Origin of the sequence: Endozoicomonas sp. GU-1 (assembly GCF_027366395.1) — a bacterium.
In the GTDB taxonomy this organism is placed as follows: Bacteria; Pseudomonadota; Gammaproteobacteria; order Pseudomonadales; family Endozoicomonadaceae; genus Endozoicomonas.
Genome location: NZ_CP114771.1, coordinates 930,041 through 947,565 on the forward strand (window position 1 = coordinate 930,041; position 17,525 = coordinate 947,565).

Sequence of the window (17,525 nt, forward strand, 5' to 3'; positions counted from 1 at the left end):
CACTTGAAAACCCATAGTTACCAGGGCTTTATACAGGGTGAGGTGACTATCTGGCAGTATGGGTGCCATATTTTCATCTGGCATCAGGGGCGTCAGGCCACTGATCAGGAGATTTTAAACCAGTCTTATTAAAAAAACGGGACCGCGCACATGGCTGTATTACCCATTGAAGACCTTAATATTCAATCTCAGGAAATTCTGTTGAGTCCGGAACGCCTTAAGGCTGTGATTCCGATGACTGAGGCAGCAGCAAAAACGGTTTCTGAAAGCCGTGAAGTCATCAGGGATATTCTCGATGGCAAAGACCATCGCCTGTTTGTCGTCATAGGCCCCTGCTCAATCCACGATGTTGCCGCGGCGAAAGATTATGCCCAACGGCTGAAAGCCCTCAGTGAAGAGCTGAAGGACACATTGTATCTGGTGATGCGCGTCTATTTTGAAAAGCCAAGAACCACGGTGGGCTGGAAAGGCCTGATCAATGACCCGCATTTGAATGACTCATTTAAAATTGAAGAAGGCCTGCATATCGGACGCCGCCTGTTAATGGATGTTGCCGAAATGGGCATTCCTGCCTCTACAGAAGCACTGGACCCGATTTCGCCTCAATATCTTCAGGACCTGGTTGCCTGGTCTGCAATAGGGGCCAGAACCACTGAGTCGCAGACTCACCGCGAAATGGCCAGCGGCCTGTCCTCGGCCGTTGGCTTTAAAAATGGCACCGATGGCGGATTGGAAGTCGCGATCAATGCCCTGCAGTCTGTTTCCAGTCCACACCGTTTTCTCGGGCTGAATGGCCAGGGGCAAGTGGCTGTTACCCATACCAAAGGTAATCCCTATGGCCACATTGTTCTGCGTGGGGGTAACGGCAAGCCGAACTACGACTCTGTCAGTGTTGCACTGTGTGAAAAGGCGCTTGAAAAAGCCGGCATCAAGCCAAATATCATGGTGGATTGTTCCCACGCCAACTCCAATAAGGACCCGGCCCTGCAACCACTGGTTATGGAGAATGTGACCAACCAGATCATTGAAGGCAATCAATCCATTGTCGGTCTGATGGTGGAAAGCAATATTGGCTGGGGCAATCAGAAGATGACTGATAACCTGAACGATCTGCAATACGGTGTTTCTATTACTGATGCCTGTATTGACTGGAAAACCACAGAGAAGACTCTACGCAGCATCAGGGATAAATTGAAGGATGTTCTGCCGGGTCGTCGCTAGTGCAGCAACTGGCAGATCTGATTTTTACTCACATAAACAGCTCGATTTGCTCGGGCTGTTCTTCTATTGAGGTGATCATTTTACCCTCTTCAACCTGAACAGGCTCAACCACACCCGGAAGCGATAACTGGGTATCCGGTGGTGTAAAGATCTCCATCGTCTGCTTTTTGCCATAACTGACTTTACGTTCCACCGGCATATTGCTGATTCTTCGATCAAGAATCGCTGAGCAGATCATACAGACAGTGGATAGATGCCCATTAACCAGCACCTCGTAGCGACAGTCACTGTTCAGGACTTCGGTACAAAGCGTACGGTCACTTCTTGACTCAATATCCAGATTTGCCTCAACCAGATGGCGCACAGCACTGCCGTCTTCGGTGACAAAAAAATTGGATAAAATGGCCTGTTTATAACGCTTCACAGTTCCGTCGGACTACCGGGTGAGTAAATGAGCTTGGGATTTCAAAAAGGCGGGGAAAGATACACCATTATTTCAGAGAGTTATACCGGTATCTTTACCCTTTTCTCAACAGGCGGTAAAAATACCATTAATAAAACGTGAAAAACCATAGCTTTACCTATTCAACATCAGAAAAAGGCTGATATTGTATTTTATTGATCAACCAGATCTTGCGTCCACCCGGTGCATTGACCACAACTTCATCGTCTACCTGACGCCCAACCATTGCCCTGGCCATGGGGGAATCGATGGTAATGTGGTTGTTTTTCACATCTATCTCATCGGCACCCACGATACGACAATGGAGTATTTCACCTTCTTCGCTCTCCAGCTCAACCCAGGCACCGAAAAAAGCCTTGCCTTCCTGCTCTGGCGAATAATCGACAACCTTCAGGATTTCAAGCCGCTTGGTCAGATAGCGTATGCGTCGGTCAATTTCCCGGAGCTGTCGCTTGCCCTCTTTATATTCCGCATTCTCACTGCGGTCCCCAAGCGCTGCGGCCTCAGAAACAGCCTGCGTGACTTCAGGGCGCTTAATTCGCCACAGATACTGAAGCTCCTGCTCAAGATTTTCCTTTCCGGCACGGGTAATAAGGGGAGACTTCATAGAGTAGCACCGAACACCAACGGTAAAATTGAAACAACATTGAAAAAACGGAGAAAGGAAGTGGATGCCACCTCCCTTTATTGATCTGCTTTATTTATAAAAAGCATTCTCAGTATTACTGTGATCCGTCACATCACGAACGCCTTTCAGCTCCGGAATACGCTCCATCAGCGTTTTTTCAACACCATCCTTGAGGGTCATATCGACCGCAGCGCAGCCCTGGCAACCACCGCCAAACTGCAGAACAGCAATACCATCATCCAGTTCCACCAGGGATACCACGCCACCGTGGGAAGCCAGCCCGGGATTCACTTCCATTTGCAGGAAGTAGTTGATCTTCATATCCAGAGGGCTGTCTTCATTAACGTTGGGCATCTTGGCGTTGGGTGCCTTGATGGTCAGCTGACCACCCAGCTTGTCTTCGGCAAAATCAACCACCGCTTCTTCAAGAAATGGCTCACTGGTGCCTTCAACATGGCAGTTGAAATACTCAAGCTCCAGCGTCAGATCACCCTCTTTCTCTTCCCCCGGCTTGCAATAGGCCAGGCAGGTTTCCGCATGGGGCGTGCCGGGGTTGCTGACAAACAGGCGTACACCAATCCCCTCAACCCCCTGTTTTTCTAATAATTGGGCAAGATACTTCTGTGCGGCTTCAGTGAATGTAATGTTCAACGCAACACTTCCTCTATTAACTTCATGGCTATTCTATGTCATTGGGGCGCTTCAGAGAATCCCTACCTGACAACTCGGTTATTCAAAACGGTTTCATTTATGGGAACAATCGGGGAGAATAGTTCGCATTTGCAATTCATCGTCCTTTTCCTCGACAAGCAAGAGACCGATAATGAAAGAAACCATCAGCATTCTGGGTTGTGGCTGGCTGGGCATGCCATTGGGCGAACAACTGGTGAAAGATGGCTATCCAGTCAAGGGATCAACCACCCGGGAGGAAAAGCTGGAAGCTATTTCTGCGGTTGGCATGAAGCCTTATATTATCGGTCTTTCACCAGAGCCTGAGGGTGATATTGACTCGTTTCTGGATACCGATATTCTCTTTATCAATATTCCACCCGGAAAAGGCGATGGCCTACCCCACTTTTACCTTCGCCAGATGGAGGCACTGCTTAACCGCATAGAGCAGTCCCGGGTTAAAAAAATTATTCTGATCAGTGCCACCTCCGTTTACCCGCAAAATAACGTTGAAGTAACGGAAGACGATGCCATTCGTATTGAGTCCCCCTTCTCTGATACTGCCTGGCTGGATATTGAGCAGCTGTTCACGGACCATGACGACCTGAAAACCACGGTGCTTCGCTTCTCAGGCCTTATTGGCGGTGAATATCAGCCAGGGCGATACTTTTCCGGCAAAGAGCTGGGCGGCGCTGATGATCCGGTGAATATGATACACCGGGAAGACTGCCTGCAAATCATCGGGCAGATTATTGCTAAAAATCTGTTTGGGGAAGTCTTTAACGCCTCAGCGGATGAGCACCCTACCCGTCGTCAACTCTATACCCGGTCCTGCGAAATCATGGGCATTGAGCCGCCCGTTTTTATTGACAAACCCATGCCCTATCGCCTGGTGAATTGCGATAAATTGAAAAAAGCGCTGAACTATCAGTTTGTTTATCCAGACCCATTAACAGCATTGTCTGACTAGATCTACGTCGAATATTTAATTGGCATGGTATATTCCTTGAGCGGATGGAATATACCAAAAACCATTTAGATGAGTGTGAGCCAATGAACCCTTTTTCCTTAGATCCTGGCCCAGCGCCCACTTCCTTCAGAACCAGCAACACCAAAACCGTTGATCAAAGTTCATGTTTTGGCAACCGCCATGTTATTCCCGGTTCAGGTTCCAATGAACCTGCAATGAATCTGGACACCAGAGAAACTCCATTTTGCAGCAACCTGTCGCAACGCCGTATACTACTGTCGCAAATACGGTCTTTTCTTAAACCTGAGGCAAGTGAACAGGCAGCAAATATCCTGCTCGATATTATAAATATTGAATGCCAAACCCTGAGAGGCCATAAGATATATCTTCTCAGCCAGGAAGATATATCCAATTTTATTTTTGAACGCTTTAAAGTGAGGTCGAATTATCTACTACGAAAGATTGAGAATACGTTATTCAGACATATTAATGAGGACTTACGGACAATCTCATTATTTACGGAATTTAATATAACCACCGAAATGGCAATAAAAAGTTTTATACATAGTGAATATTGCCCAAAAACAGCAGGCACGAATATTTTTTTCCGTGCAGGCAAATTCACTTGTGTCAATGACGAAATGGGCCGCAGCAGAAATTCCATCCTGAAAGAGAAAATTTTTGACCCTAAAACGATCAATCAACAGGGTCAGGCCCATGGTATTGGCTTATACAGTACTCCAAGCATCGCTGCCGCCAGGGGTTACCTCCATAAAGGTTATAATAAGGGAAACCCAATCACCATACTGGCCATATTTATTAAACCAGATATAAACATCCTGTCTCTAGAAAATGACAGTCCATTTTCCTCTTTTCTGGACCAACGATATCCAATGTTTAAGAAGAGAATAATAAAAGATATAAGACATGACAAATGCCATATAGAAAACTGCCTTTATATAACGCCCGCACCTGAAACCCGATATGGTTATACATTGATTAAGTCGCCAGAAATAATCAGAAAAGTTACCCCTTATGATTACAGCTTGCTAACAAAGCTACACGTGCCTTTTAGCCGTGAGGAAATCAATGGGTATAAGATGACACCACGACCAATGTCAGCCAAGTTACAGCCTGAATATATCAAGCATGATTTCATTGAAGTAAATCCTGATTCTGACAAGTTATATCTGCCAATTTATCGTTACGCTGCCAGAAATCGTTTTGCAAGCAATAGGGAGTTCCGGGATAAAAAATGTAAACCAAAGAATCAGGAGGAGATCTGCAAAGGCAACTATAAATTCTTCACAACCATAGACGGAATCAATTATCTAATCAGGCCATCAGCTCGACAATATGAACTTTCCAGAGATTTTTCATCACCTGTATTTCACGTTCAATACAAGCCTTCAAAAAAAGGCTAACACCATCTTAATTTGTCTCTAAGGCTAACCACACTGCCAATAATGATGATTGTTGGAGCCTTTACCTTTTCGGACTCAATAATTTTATCAATGGTGGCCAGGGTTCCGGTAAAGACCCGTTGGTTCCGGGTAGTACCCTGTTGAATCAAGGCAATGGGTGTCTGTGCATCCCTGCCATGATCCATTAACTCCTGGCAGATCCGGGGAAGCCCCAGCAACCCCATGTAGAACACCAGCGTTTGACCGGGGTCGAGCATTTCCTGCCAGTTCAGGGCGTAGCTGCCATCTTTTAGATGCCCGGTGACAAAACGGACAGACTGGGCGTGATCCCGATGGGTCAGGGGAATACCGGCATAACTGGCACAGCCGGAAGCGGCAGTAATACCAGGCACCACCTGGAAAGGAATACCCTCACTGGCCAGCGTTTCAATCTCTTCACCACCACGCCCAAAGATAAAGGGGTCACCGCCCTTCAACCGTAAAACCCGCTTGCCCTCTTTGGCCAATGTGACCAGCAGGGCATTGATCTCTTCCTGGGGGCGTGTGTGTCGATCCCGCTTTTTACCAACGTAGATATAATCTGCATCCCGACGACAAAGTGCCAGAACATCTTCAGACACCAGCCGATCATGCAGCACAACATCCGCCTGCTGCATTAACCGCAGTGCTTTAAATGTCAGCAGATCTGGATCGCCCGGGCCTCCGCCCACCAGATACACTTCGCCAATTTTCTGCTCCGATGTGTTAGCCAGAGTCTGTTCAATCAAACTACGGGCCCCCTGCAGATCACCTGTCAGTGCCTTTTCCGCAGCAGGCCCTGCCAACACACTCTCCCAGAAATACCGGCGATCATTGATCTCACTGAACCGGGCCTTGACCATATCGCGACACTCACCTGCCAGTGCCGCCAGACGGCCATATCCCCGGGGCAACAGCGTTTCCAGTTTCTGCCGCAGGAGACGGGCCAGAACCGGTGCTTTACCACCGGTGGAAAAGGCAACCACCACCGGAGAGCGATCAACAATCGCCGGCATTACCGCATTACCGGCTTGTGCGTCATCCACCACATTAACAAACAGCTGTCGCTGCTGTGCCACTCTGGCTACCTGGCGGTTAACACCCTCATCATCCGTTGCCGCAATGACCAGACAGACATCGTTCAGGTCATGATTTTCAAAGGGTTTGTCCAGCAATTGGTGCTCACCGCTGGCAAGAAACTCACGAATTTCTGCTGATATCTCGCTGGCCACCACTCGAATATTGGCACCTGAGGCGTTGAGAAGCCTGATTTTACGCAGGGCGATATCGCCACCACCCACCACCAGACAACGCTGGTTACGTACCTGTAGAAATAATGGCAGATAGTCCATGTTTTTCTCGTTATTGATATAGCTCTGTTGACATAAGGTTGCAGGCACAAATCATGTAAGCCTGCGGTCCGGCTGGCCGAACCATGTATTGGCCGAGTTTACCAGCCTACGACAGAATAAAGATAACAATATTTTCTTACTTTTTATTATTAAAAGTTATAGAAAGCAGGAAGCTGAACGGAGGATAGGGAAAAATCCGACTTCTCACTTATACGACTATAAGAGTACAGTTGATAGTAAATATGACGATATAGCTTTTTATACTGTTATTGCATCACTCCGACATAACCATATAGAGAATGCTATACAGTCCATGGCTGTTTATATCCGAATGAGACTACTCCCCTCTTTCACGGATGGAAACGCGCTTCAGGCCCCTATCATTGTTAGTCGCTTTATGACCAGTCAAACTATTGAAAACCCAGCCCCAAACAGGGACTTCCTGCGCAATCTCTGGCAATTGGCACTGCCTATCTCGCTGCAATCCATGATGTTCTCAATGCTTGGATTGATCGATATCTTCATGGTCTCCATGCTGGGTGAAACAGAAGTTGCTGCGGTCGGCATGGGCAACCGGATTTTCTTCTTTAACCTGATTCTGATCGCTGCCCTGGGCAGTGGCATGAGCATTCTGGCGGCGCAGTATATCGGTGCCCAAAATATGGATGGTTTGCGCAGGACGCTGGTTCAGACGATTATTGCCACACTGGCCATCACCACCCCATTTGCCATTGTCTACCTGCTCTTTCCAGAACAGATCATGGGCCTGATCAGTGAAGACCTCACGCTGAAGGCTCTGGGCAGCAGCTATCTATTCATCACGGCACCCTCCTTTCTCTGCATAGCGGTCACCATCCCGCTGGAAGCCCTGCTGAGAACCAATAACGACGCAAAAACACCGACACGCATCGGTTTTATCACCATTCTTATGAATGTGCTGTTTAATTATCTGCTGATCTATGGTCATTTTGGCTTTCCAGCCCTTGGGGTTGCCGGTTCGGCATGGGGGACAACCATTTCCCGGTTGATTCAGGTGGGCTTGCTTATCTATTACATCCTTGAGGTTCGCCCGGGGCTCAAACCGGTAAAAGCTGACCTGTTGCAATGCAAGAGTCGTAAACACTGGATGAAATACATCGGCATCTGTGTTCCCATGCTGATTCAGGACGGCCTCTGGTCATTTGGTCTGGTGCTTTACAACCTGATGTTTGCCCAGATGGGGGTTGTTGAGCTGGCGGTGATGAGCGCCATCTCTTCCGTTGAAGGCGTGCTGATTTCCCTGTTTATCGGGTTCGCTATCGCTACCTCAATCATACTCGGGAAGGAGCTCGGCGCTGGAGAATTTGAGCTGGCCTGGAAACAGAGCCGTTATTTTATGCTGGTCGCCCCGGCCACCGCCCTGGTGATCGGCATTTTTACCCTGATTTTCAATGAGCAGATCGTCGGAATGTTCGGCAAATTTCAGGGTGACACCTTGAAAATGGCCAGTGAGGTGCTGATTATTGCCGGATTTGCCCTATGCATCCGGGTCATCAACCTGACCGGGATTGTTGGTGTACTGCGCAGCGGCGGCGATGTGAAAGCCACGGCAGCCATCAATATTATTGGTATGTGGTTTGTCGGTGTACCGCTGACCTGGGCAGCGGTGAATATCTGGCATTGGCCACTGCATCTGGTGTTTATCTGCGCTCTGATGGAAGAAGTGACTAAAGCAATTCTGGTCCTTTACCGGGTGCTGGCAAAATACTGGTTGAAGAATCTTACAGTTGAATGCTAACCAATTGCCCTTGCTAATTCAGCAAGGGCGACTTGCTCATGGGCTGGATGTTTGTTGAAGAATCTCCGCCCAAAAAGAGTCCACCTTCTCGCTGATAAATTGTTCAAGATCCTCATTCATGAACCTTCTGCGAGAATCTGCAACGCCAGCAGCACCTTCAATAATCTCCTGCTCAGAGAGTCCCTGGGTATCCGGGCTGTACTGTTCCAACAATAACTCGGTGTTACTCTCTGTCTTACCATGCCAAACTGAAAATTCAGCGTTTCCCTTTCTTAAAAGATCAAGTAATTGAGGCTCAGTTTTAAACATGTCAACAATATAATTCTGAAAATCGGCTTTATTCCTGATGCCTCTGATTAATTTTCTTTCAAGTTCATCCATCACTTCCGGCTTCAGTTTACCAATTGCTCCAAAACGCTGATAAACATGATTCTCCGGGAATTGACAAATACTTCGGGAAAATTGATTCTTGATACGCCCTCTTATCTCAGTGGATTCACTGGCAGCAACAAGTAGAGTTCCATCACTGTTTGTAGTAGACATGGCTTTGTAGAGTACTGACTCATTAAAAAATAATTTTAATTTCTTCAACAAGTCAAATATCTGAACAATATCATGCCCTGCCTCCAGTTCCCGTCTGATATTAATGAAAGCCATTCTGGTTTTGATTTGATCGATGATTTCCGAAGTATGATCCTGACAATCATGGTCATAAGCAGCGTTAATCATCTCAGTGATTTCAACACCAGTATCTGCCCGCAGATCTTCCGGGAGTGTTATCAGATGTTCCAGGATTTGTAATAAGCTCAATTTAAGCTGATTGTTTCGGTCTCGGGCTGCATTCACTTTTCCATGCAGCCTGTCTATTGCGTGGTGAAGTTCAGAATCAACGGGAAAGCTACTGTGTAATTCTCGCTGGCATCTTTGAATATTGCCTTCGATCGCAGAGGAAGCACCAGGCTGATATTGACTTTGCCAGCCCCAATTCTGTTGGACACGTTGAGTATGAACCCTGTTTTGACGCAGGATTTCAGGTACAGTCATTCCATCCACCAGTGTTTGTCCATTATACAAGTTAAACACCGCTTCCCGCTCGGATCTTGCAGCCTCTTCTTGTTGCCATTGATGATCACTCACGGGTAAAGAATACAAATGCGGATGACTTTCCAAAGGTTGGGCCAACCAGTGTTGCTGTTCGGGTCGTAACTGTTGCTGGCAATTTTGAATAAAATGTTCGCCCTTGTGTTCCTGTAAAAAAGAGCATTTCGGGTAAAGTCTGGCATGAACCTCATCGATGGTACTAACTCCCCACTCCTGTTGCCACTCTCCAATGGAGCCTCCGCAGGAGAAACAGGATATTTTTTCTTCATTCAGTGACAAATAAAATCCTGCATCGGATAGTCTAAGGGCATTTCTATTATCATGAGGAAAATCATCCAGGAATTCTACACACTTGGATGCATGGTGCTTAACGAAAGAGTACACTCGCTCTGTCGCACATGCCATACGTTGGTTATAAATCGTAACAACCGGTTCCACGCCAGAGGGCACCGTTTCAATATTATTAATTTGATGGTTATCAATGGAAACAGTGCGCTGTCGGCTACCTGATGGTGCCGGTAAATGATAGTCGTTGCCTGATGCGTGTTCGATCAATTGCGTTTGATCCGATGATGCGGCTACATTTAATGTCTCTATTTCATTAGCCAGCAAAAATACTTGCTGAATACATTCATTCCCATGGATCAATTTCCTCAGTTCAGCATCCTCAGGGGGAATATCGATACCAGGAAGATACACTTCGGCGCTACCCCTGAAGTTATTCATAAAAGACTGTATCTGGAGCAATTCCCCTAGCGAAGTAAATGTTTGAGTATAACCACGAATAGTAACTTCATAAGTTCTTACCGGCTGGTGTTGATGACTCTGGAAACCTGCAGCCCGGGGATATGAACGCTCAGAAAAATCAGCACCACCAACAGCTCCCTGATCAGATAATAATAAGTTGTTCGAGCTGGCAATCGACCTTACACCGTATAGACGATACCTCGAATCATCAGTATCGGGACGGTCACTATTAATCGCCTCATTCCCATGAACAGTTCTCTGTGTAAGCTCCCCGGGTGTGATATGATCCATCATGATTCTCCTTGAGTTCATTATGACCGTTAAATATTTGTACAAAATTGATTAATAATAGTGTTTTAGATTTCAAATGTAGCTATCAAAATGGTTAGATTGACTAACCGTTTTAATGATGTCCGGAAAACTTCAGGATGACACCTTGAACATGGCCAGCGTAGTGCTCATTTCTCTGCGCTCTGATGGAAGAAGTGTCTAAAGCGATTTTGCTGCTTTACCGGGTACTGACAATGCACTATTGAAGCATCTCACTATCGGGATGTTTCCCGAATAATCTTATCCCAGAACATGTCCAGCTTCTCGCTGATGAATTGGTAAAGATCTTCACGCATGAACCTTGCACGAGCATCAGCAACGTTAGCGGCACCTTCAATAATCTCCTGCTCAGAGAGCCCTGGTGTATCGGGACTGTACTGTTCCATCAATAACTCAGCGCTACTCTCTGTCTTGCCATGCCAAACTGAAAACTCAGCATTTTTCGTTATTAAAAGATTAAGTAATGCCGGATCCGTGCTAAACATGTCCATAATAAAATTTTGAAAATCGGCCAGATTCATAATACCGCTGATGAATTTTCTCTTAATTTCAGCCATCACAATTGCTGGCTGCCTGCCAATAGTGCCGTAACATTGTGGAATTTGATTCTCAGGGAATTGGCAGATACTTTGGGAAAACAGATTCTTAATGTAACCTCTTGTTTCAGTGGATTCACTACCCGCAATAAGTAGAGTACCAGTTACCCCCCTTGTAGTAGACAATACACTGTAAAGTACTGACTCGTTGTAAAATAATTTTAATTTCTTCAGCAGGTTGAATATATGGACAACATCAGAATCAAACTCCAGCTCCCGATTGATATCAATTAAAGCCATTCGAGTCTGGATCTGATCAATGATTTCTGTTGTATGATCCTGACAATCCCGGTCATAAGCAGCGTCAATAATCGAAGCAATTTCAGCACCTACATCTTCCGACTGATCTTCTCGAAGTGCCAATAGATTCTGCAGGATTTGCAATAATTTTAATTTAAGCACGTAGCCTTGGTTCTGAGCAGCATTAACTTTCCCATGCAATCGGTCCATTGCATTGTGAAGCGCTGAGCCAGGAACAAAGCTACGGTGAAATGCCTGCAGACATCTTTGAATATTGCGTATGATAGAATAAGTGGCATCTGCCTGACTCTGTCTGTAACTACTGTGTTGACCAGCTTGATTTTGCGCCCGTACCAATTCATGTAACGTCATTCCGTCCAATCGTGCTCGTCCTTCACGCCAGTCGGATAGAAATTTATAATAATCCACTTCTACTTGTTCTTGCTGCCATTGATACACATCCAAAGGTGAGCGATACAAATGGGGATGACTTTCCAAAGGTCGGGCTAACACACATTGTTGTGCTTGAGTTAATTGTTGTTGACAGGCTTCGATAAACCCTTCACCTTTTTTTTCCCGCAAAAAAGAGCACTCAGGGTAAAGTCTTGCATGAACCTCATCAAGGGAGCGCACTCCCCACTCCTCTTGCCACTCTTTAATTGAACCTCCGCAGGTGAAACATAACAACCTTTTTTCCACCAGTGACAAATAAAATCCAGCATCTGATATTGTAAAAGCACTCTTATTGCCAGCTGGAAAATCACGTATAAATCTCATTTGCCTGACTGCACCATGCCGAACGATAGAGTTTCTGCGATCGTTACTGTTTACCATATATGGGTTAAAGATTGTAGAAACCAGCCCCGCATCAGAGGCTGCGGCATGATCAGCACCATTACCAGCATTAGTGGTTGGTATCGCGGTAATATCATTAATTAACAGAAATGCATTAAACCGGTCCTGTCTATTGATAATAAAGTGTTTCAGTTCAGTATTGTTAATAGGAATATCTGAACCTACATTGTATAACTCAGCACTATCACGAAAGTTTCGTAACAGTTTCCGCTCCGATAATAACGCAGCAATCGAATCAAATTGTTTATCTTCTCCATTTATATGGCCGAAATACCGGGTAGTGCTGTTAACGTCAGCAGCAGGATTTGAGCTTTCCGAAGATAGAGCAGGCTGGCAATACTGCACTGGTGTTATCTGACCAGTGATTGAATTCAACCGCCGGTTTTCACGGGCAACCATTCGCTGCAAGCCACTGTATGTTGCCGGTAAACGATAGTCATCTGACCTGTATCCACTGGCTGCTGCCTGTTCCGTCACATGTGTTTGATCCGCTGGTGTGAATACATTTATTGTTTCTATGTCATTCACCAACAAGAATACTTGCTGAACACGAGCATTCTCAAGAATCAGTGTTTTGAGTGCGCTATCCTCACGGGGGATATGGACATCAGAAAGATATCTTCCGGTACTCGCCCTGAAGTTATCCATAAAAGGCTGAATCTGGAGCAGTAACCGTAGCGACTTAAATGTTTTAGTCTGGCCATTAATGATAAATTGATAAGAACTCCCCGCCTGATTCTGGTGACTCTGAAAACCTGAAGGAAGGTCATATTCATGACCAGAGGAATCAGTATTAGCAACAGGCTGCGGGTTACCCGATAAATAATTGCCTGATGGACTGGCAATTGGCCTTACAAGGTATGACTGATATCTTGAAACAGCCGCCGCATGGGCATTATAAACATCAGATTCATCATCGCTGCCCAAATCAACAGTTGTCTCTACAGGGTCCCTCGCGGAAAGATTATTCACCACGCTCTCCTTTTGTTCATGACTACCGTTATTGTTGAACAAAGTTGATTGATGATAATACTTTAGATGTAAATTAAGAGGGTGAAATCAAACGTTCCACCCTGCTGATCTTGTTAGAGAATACTAATGCCCCCCATATAGCTCTGAAGTGCTGCGGGAATATGGATACGCCCATCCTTATCCTGGTAATTCTCCAGTACCGCCACCAGAGTACGACCCACGGCAAGACCTGAACCATTCAGCGTATGAACCAGCTCCGGCTTGCCTGATTCGTTGCGGAATCGCGCCATCATTCGACGTGCCTGGAAATCAACACAGTTACTGACGGAAGAGATTTCACGGTACTGATTCTGGGCGGGCAGCCAGACTTCAAGGTCGTAGGTCTTGGCGGCCCCAAAGCCCATATCGCCACCACACAGTGCCACAACGCGATAAGGCAGCCCCAGCTTCTGGAGAATGGCTTCTGCATGCCCTGTCATCTCTTCCAGCGCTTCATAGGACTTATCAGGATGGACGATCTGCACCATCTCAACCTTTTCAAACTGGTGTTGACGAATCAGGCCACGGGTATCACGACCATAACTGCCCGCTTCGCTTCGGAAACAGGACGTGTGAGCCGTCAGACGAATGGGCAGTTGATCAGCATCAACAATCTGTTCACGCACCAGGTTGGTCAGGGTAACTTCTGCCGTAGGAATCAGGAAAAACTGTTTCTGGTCAGCACCGGAATCATCATCACAGGCGGTTTTGAACAGGTCTTCCCCGAATTTGGGCAGCTGGCCAGTGCCATACAGGGCTTTATCATGAACCAGCAGCGGGGTGATAACTTCTTCATAGCCGTGCTCAGTGGTCTGAACATCCAGCATAAACTGCGCCAGCGCCCGATGCAGGCGGGCAATTTTGCCACGCAGCATGGCAAACCGGGAGCCGGAAATCTGGGCAGCCGCTTCGAAATCCAGACCAAGAACTTCACCCAGATCAACGTGATCTTTGACGTCAAACTCAAACTGTCGTGGCTCACCCCAGGTACGAACCAGTACGTTGTCGTTTTCGTCTTTACCTTCTGGCACGGAGCTGTCTGGCAGGTTAGGCACTTCCAGCAGCAGGTTATTCAATGCTTCCTGCAGTTCGGTCAGGGCCTGCTCATTTTCCTTGAGTTCGGCATTTACCTGATCCATGCGTTCTTTAAGCGCGGAAACATCACCGCCCTGGGCCTTGATCTTGCCAAATTCCCTGGAACCCGACTTACGTTCGCTCTGCAGCTGCTCAGTTTTAACCTGAAGCGACTTGCGACGCTCCTCCAGAGAAACCAGACGCTCAATATCCAGTTTGTAGTGCTTCTTCAACAGCTGTTCCGCCACAGCTTCAGGATTGCTGCGAACGATTTTGGGGTCTAGCATATTCCTACCAAATTAACTGATTGGACGATGGTTTTCTTATCCGGGCAGACGCTGCAAACGTTTACCATTCTCGTCACGGATAACCTGCTGATGATACACCATGACTCTGCGACATTCGATAAAGATAATAAACAGGAAGTGAGGAAAGTTAACCGTTCAGGACCACTCGAATGCCCTGATAACCCAACCAGGTACCAGCCAGACACAGAGTCACACTGGCCAGCATATAAACGATTGCCTCAACCAACCGATCGGCTTGAAAAAGCCGGAAAATATCCAGTGAGAACGTAGAAAAGGTGGTTAATGCTCCCAGAAAGCCGACGGTGGCAAAATCTTTCCAGACCGCAGGAAGCAGACTTTTCTCTACCAGACAGTACCAGCCAATCCCGATAAGCAACGAACCAATAATATTTACCGTTAAGGTCGGTAGTGGAAACAACTGATCATTTCCGGATTTTGCATACCACTCATAAACCAATGAACGCGCCAGTGCCCCAAGGGCTCCACCGGCGGCTACAGCGAGGTAATTCAGCAAATACGGGTATTGCATCAGAGCTTCCTTTCAGATGAGGGATAGAGAATTTTGAATTCATCGCCATTAAACGGTTCTAACCATATCAAAAGGCCAGGCAACCTAAAATTAAGTAATTCAGGTCGTGTGGTTTTTTTGAAATTATAAATATATGATTGGATAATATAAAGACTATCTCTTTACGGCACTCTCTTCATCAAGCCGTTTCAGCCAGGCCAGCTTTTCCTTGATCTTAATCTCCAACCCGCGATCATTCGGCTGGTAATAGTCCGGCACATCCATCTCTTCGGGAAAGTAGCGCTCCCCTGCGGCATAGGCATTGGGCTCATCATGGGCATAGCGATAACCAGCACCATAGCCAAGGCTGCCCATTAATTGAGTCGGTGCATTCCGCAGGTGATGAGGCACCTCATAGGATGGATGACTTTTTACATCGTCCCATGCCGCTTTCCAGGCTTTATAAACGGCATTACTTTTTGGTGCACAGGCGCAATAGACCGTTGCATGGGCCATGGCCAACAGTCCTTCCGGTGCCCCCAGCCGCTCAAATGCCTGCCAGGCATTAATAACAATCTCCAGTGCTCTCGGGTCAGCATTGCCAATATCTTCACTGGCAATAGCCACCAGCCGACGAATCACGTAGAGAGGATCCCCTCCCCCATCAACAATTCGAGCGGCCCAGTAGAGTGCGGCATCGGGATTAGAGCCGCGCACTGATTTATGAAAAGCTGAAATGGTATCGTAAAACGCGTCACCGCCTTTATCGAAACGTCGCCCGGTATCGGCAAGAATGGCCTGAACCGCCTCAGACGTGATAATGCCGTTCTCAGCCAGATCCGATGCAACTTCCAGAGTATTGAGCGCCTTGCGACCATCGCCGTCAGAATAGCGAATCAGAATATCCCTGGCACTCTGCTCCAGCTGAATCCCCTTGCCGCCCAGACCTCGCTCTTCATTGGTCAAAGCCTGGTCAACCAGTTGGCCAATAGCCTCTTCCCCCAGCGACTTAAGTACGTAGACCCTGGCCCTTGAGAGCAATGCATTGTTAAGTTCAAACGATGGGTTTTCGGTGGTGGCCCCAATAAAAATCACGGTACCGTCTTCTATATGAGGCAGGAATGCATCCTGTTGCGACTTGTTAAACCGGTGAACCTCATCCACAAACAGTACTGTTTTCCGCTGGTAAAAACGCTGTTCATCCTTTGCCCTTGCTACCGCTTCCCTTATGTCTTTAACCCCGGAAAGTACGGCAGAGAGGGTTTCAAAATGGGCATCGGTTTTTGTCGCAATCAACCTTGCCAGCGTCGTCTTGCCAACGCCGGGCGGCCCCCAGAAAATCATGGAGTGGAGCATACCCTGCTCCAGCGCTTCACGCAGGGGCTTGCCCCTGGCAAGAATATGTTCCTGGCCCAGGTATTCATCGAGGACTCTGGGGCGCATCCTTGCCGCCAGGGGTTCATAGCGACCGGAAGCAGGGGCATCAAAGAGTGAGGTCATACCCTGCTCTCATCAATAATATCAAAACCGGCCTTCTCTAATGTCTGCAGGTCAGGTTCAAACAGTGTATTGTCCACCGGTTGATTGAGGTTCACCCGGGTAAAGTCAATTCGTCGCTTACCACCGAGGGAGTCCACAATCGTGATGGCTGAAATCTCCTCCCTGGAAAAATGGATCTCCAGCTTTTCAAAAAGATCGGACGCTTTACCGGGTTTCAGGGTATAAACTACCTCCGGGCCATAGTTCATTCGAGTCACCGCGTACTCCATCAGAAACTCACTGGCATCGCCGCTCAGTAGCTGCACGGCGGTCGGTCCTGACTGATTGTCCATCTTTTTAATCACCACCTGCTTAAAGTCAGGATCGAGCATCCAGAGCTTGCCATCTTTAGCAATAATCTCCTGGTTAAACGGTGAAGTAATATGCCAGCGGAACTGATTTGGCCGCTTAAGCTGCATACTCCCCTTCTCAACTTTGGAGCGTCCGCTTTTATCAATGGTACTTTGAGAAAAATTGGCACTGACCGTATTCATGGCCTGCAGCTTTTGAGCCAGCGCATCAGCGGCTATCTGATCATGTTTTATACTGGCCGGCGTATTGCTCTGTGCCCTGGCCTGCATGGATGAATGAGTTGACGCCTGCTCAGCAGACCAGGCTGGCATGCTGATGGCAAAAACCATTGGTAAAACAGTCAATAACGGCGTTTTCTTGATCATAAACAGGAACTTAATCT

14 protein-coding genes are annotated in these 17,525 nt (G+C 47.1%); 4 read left to right on the plus strand and 10 right to left on the minus strand.

Annotated elements, in window-relative coordinates; genetic code table 11:
- The first annotated feature begins 150 nt into the window (after positions 1–150).
- A complete protein-coding gene (locus O3276_RS03575) occupies positions 151–1,221 on the plus strand; it encodes a 3-deoxy-7-phosphoheptulonate synthase (RefSeq protein ID WP_269674407.1) in 1,071 nt (356 codons plus the stop codon).
- A 28-nt stretch (positions 1,222–1,249) separates the two neighbouring features.
- On the opposite strand, the gene O3276_RS03580 is transcribed toward O3276_RS03575, so the two are convergent.
- The 3 genes from O3276_RS03580 to nfuA all read right to left on the minus strand — a co-directional run bounded on the left by O3276_RS03580 (position 1,250) and on the right by nfuA (position 2,963).
- On the minus strand, positions 1,250–1,645 hold the full coding sequence (locus O3276_RS03580) for a hypothetical protein (protein ID WP_269674408.1): 396 nt from the start codon (positions 1,643–1,645) through the stop codon (positions 1,250–1,252).
- A gap of 157 nt (positions 1,646–1,802) precedes the next feature.
- Complete coding sequence (gene greB / locus O3276_RS03585) at positions 1,803–2,291, minus strand: transcription elongation factor GreB (RefSeq protein WP_101747351.1); 489 nt, start codon at positions 2,289–2,291, stop codon at positions 1,803–1,805.
- A gap of 90 nt (positions 2,292–2,381) precedes the next feature.
- Positions 2,382–2,963, minus strand: coding sequence for a Fe-S biogenesis protein NfuA (nfuA, locus tag O3276_RS03590; RefSeq protein ID WP_101747352.1), 582 nt, complete (start codon positions 2,961–2,963; stop codon positions 2,382–2,384).
- Between the two features lie 172 nt (positions 2,964–3,135).
- Between nfuA and O3276_RS03595 the strand changes: the two genes are divergently transcribed.
- A complete protein-coding gene (locus O3276_RS03595) occupies positions 3,136–3,951 on the plus strand; it encodes a Rossmann-fold NAD(P)-binding domain-containing protein (protein WP_269674409.1) in 816 nt (271 codons plus the stop codon).
- Between the two features lie 44 nt (positions 3,952–3,995).
- Complete coding sequence (locus O3276_RS03600) at positions 3,996–5,375, plus strand: hypothetical protein (protein ID WP_269674410.1); 1,380 nt, start codon at positions 3,996–3,998, stop codon at positions 5,373–5,375.
- Here the strand turns inward: O3276_RS03600 and cysG are convergent.
- Complete coding sequence (gene cysG, locus O3276_RS03605; protein WP_269674411.1) at positions 5,372–6,745, minus strand: siroheme synthase CysG; 1,374 nt, start codon at positions 6,743–6,745, stop codon at positions 5,372–5,374. The two genes, O3276_RS03600 and cysG, sit on opposite strands and share 4 nt — an antisense overlap.
- A gap of 397 nt (positions 6,746–7,142) precedes the next feature.
- Between cysG and O3276_RS03610 the strand changes: the two genes are divergently transcribed.
- Positions 7,143–8,522 carry an MATE family efflux transporter gene (locus O3276_RS03610; RefSeq protein ID WP_269674412.1) on the plus strand — a complete coding sequence of 460 codons (1,380 nt, stop codon included), beginning with the start codon at positions 7,143–7,145 and terminating at the stop codon, positions 8,520–8,522.
- A 36-nt stretch (positions 8,523–8,558) separates the two neighbouring features.
- Here the strand turns inward: O3276_RS03610 and O3276_RS03615 are convergent, their stop codons facing one another.
- The 6 genes from O3276_RS03615 to lolA all read right to left on the minus strand — a co-directional run bounded on the left by O3276_RS03615 (position 8,559) and on the right by lolA (position 17,508).
- Positions 8,559–10,664, minus strand: coding sequence for a baculoviral IAP repeat-containing protein (locus O3276_RS03615; protein WP_269674413.1), 2,106 nt, complete (start codon positions 10,662–10,664; stop codon positions 8,559–8,561).
- A 251-nt stretch (positions 10,665–10,915) separates the two neighbouring features.
- The gene (locus O3276_RS03620) at positions 10,916–13,363 is read right to left on the minus strand and encodes a baculoviral IAP repeat-containing protein (RefSeq protein ID WP_269674414.1); all 2,448 of its coding nucleotides are present in this window, start codon (positions 13,361–13,363) and stop codon (positions 10,916–10,918) included.
- A gap of 113 nt (positions 13,364–13,476) precedes the next feature.
- Complete coding sequence (gene serS, locus O3276_RS03625) at positions 13,477–14,763, minus strand: serine--tRNA ligase (RefSeq protein ID WP_269674415.1); 1,287 nt, start codon at positions 14,761–14,763, stop codon at positions 13,477–13,479.
- Positions 14,764–14,911: 148 nt separating this feature from the next.
- Complete coding sequence (gene crcB, locus O3276_RS03630) at positions 14,912–15,313, minus strand: fluoride efflux transporter CrcB (protein WP_269674416.1); 402 nt, start codon at positions 15,311–15,313, stop codon at positions 14,912–14,914.
- A 153-nt stretch (positions 15,314–15,466) separates the two neighbouring features.
- Positions 15,467–16,792, minus strand: coding sequence for a replication-associated recombination protein A (locus O3276_RS03635; RefSeq protein WP_269674417.1), 1,326 nt, complete (start codon positions 16,790–16,792; stop codon positions 15,467–15,469).
- Entirely contained in the window at positions 16,789–17,508 is a 720-nt protein-coding gene (lolA, locus tag O3276_RS03640) for an outer membrane lipoprotein periplasmic chaperone LolA (RefSeq protein WP_269674418.1), read from the minus strand. Before lolA ends, O3276_RS03635 begins: the two co-directional genes overlap by 4 nt.
- Positions 17,509–17,525 lie beyond the last annotated feature (17 nt).

What these genes read in the sequence shown, in the direction of transcription:
- greB (WP_101747351.1), bottom strand. Translation starts at nt 2,291, where the DNA reads ATGAAGTCTCCCCTTATTACCCGTGCCGGAAAGGAAAATCTTGAGCAG.
- O3276_RS03610 (WP_269674412.1), top strand. Translation starts at nt 7,143, where the DNA reads ATGACCAGTCAAACTATTGAAAACCCAGCCCCAAACAGGGACTTCCTG.
- cysG (WP_269674411.1), bottom strand. Translation starts at nt 6,745, where the DNA reads ATGGACTATCTGCCATTATTTCTACAGGTACGTAACCAGCGTTGTCTG.
- serS (WP_269674415.1), bottom strand. Translation starts at nt 14,763, where the DNA reads ATGCTAGACCCCAAAATCGTTCGCAGCAATCCTGAAGCTGTGGCGGAA.
- O3276_RS03575 (WP_269674407.1), top strand. Translation starts at nt 151, where the DNA reads ATGGCTGTATTACCCATTGAAGACCTTAATATTCAATCTCAGGAAATT.
- O3276_RS03600 (WP_269674410.1), top strand. Translation starts at nt 3,996, where the DNA reads ATGGAATATACCAAAAACCATTTAGATGAGTGTGAGCCAATGAACCCT.
- O3276_RS03615 (WP_269674413.1), bottom strand. Translation starts at nt 10,664, where the DNA reads ATGATGGATCATATCACACCCGGGGAGCTTACACAGAGAACTGTTCAT.
- crcB (WP_269674416.1), bottom strand. Translation starts at nt 15,313, where the DNA reads ATGCAATACCCGTATTTGCTGAATTACCTCGCTGTAGCCGCCGGTGGA.
- lolA (WP_269674418.1), bottom strand. Translation starts at nt 17,508, where the DNA reads ATGATCAAGAAAACGCCGTTATTGACTGTTTTACCAATGGTTTTTGCC.
- O3276_RS03595 (WP_269674409.1), top strand. Translation starts at nt 3,136, where the DNA reads ATGAAAGAAACCATCAGCATTCTGGGTTGTGGCTGGCTGGGCATGCCA.
- O3276_RS03635 (WP_269674417.1), bottom strand. Translation starts at nt 16,792, where the DNA reads ATGACCTCACTCTTTGATGCCCCTGCTTCCGGTCGCTATGAACCCCTG.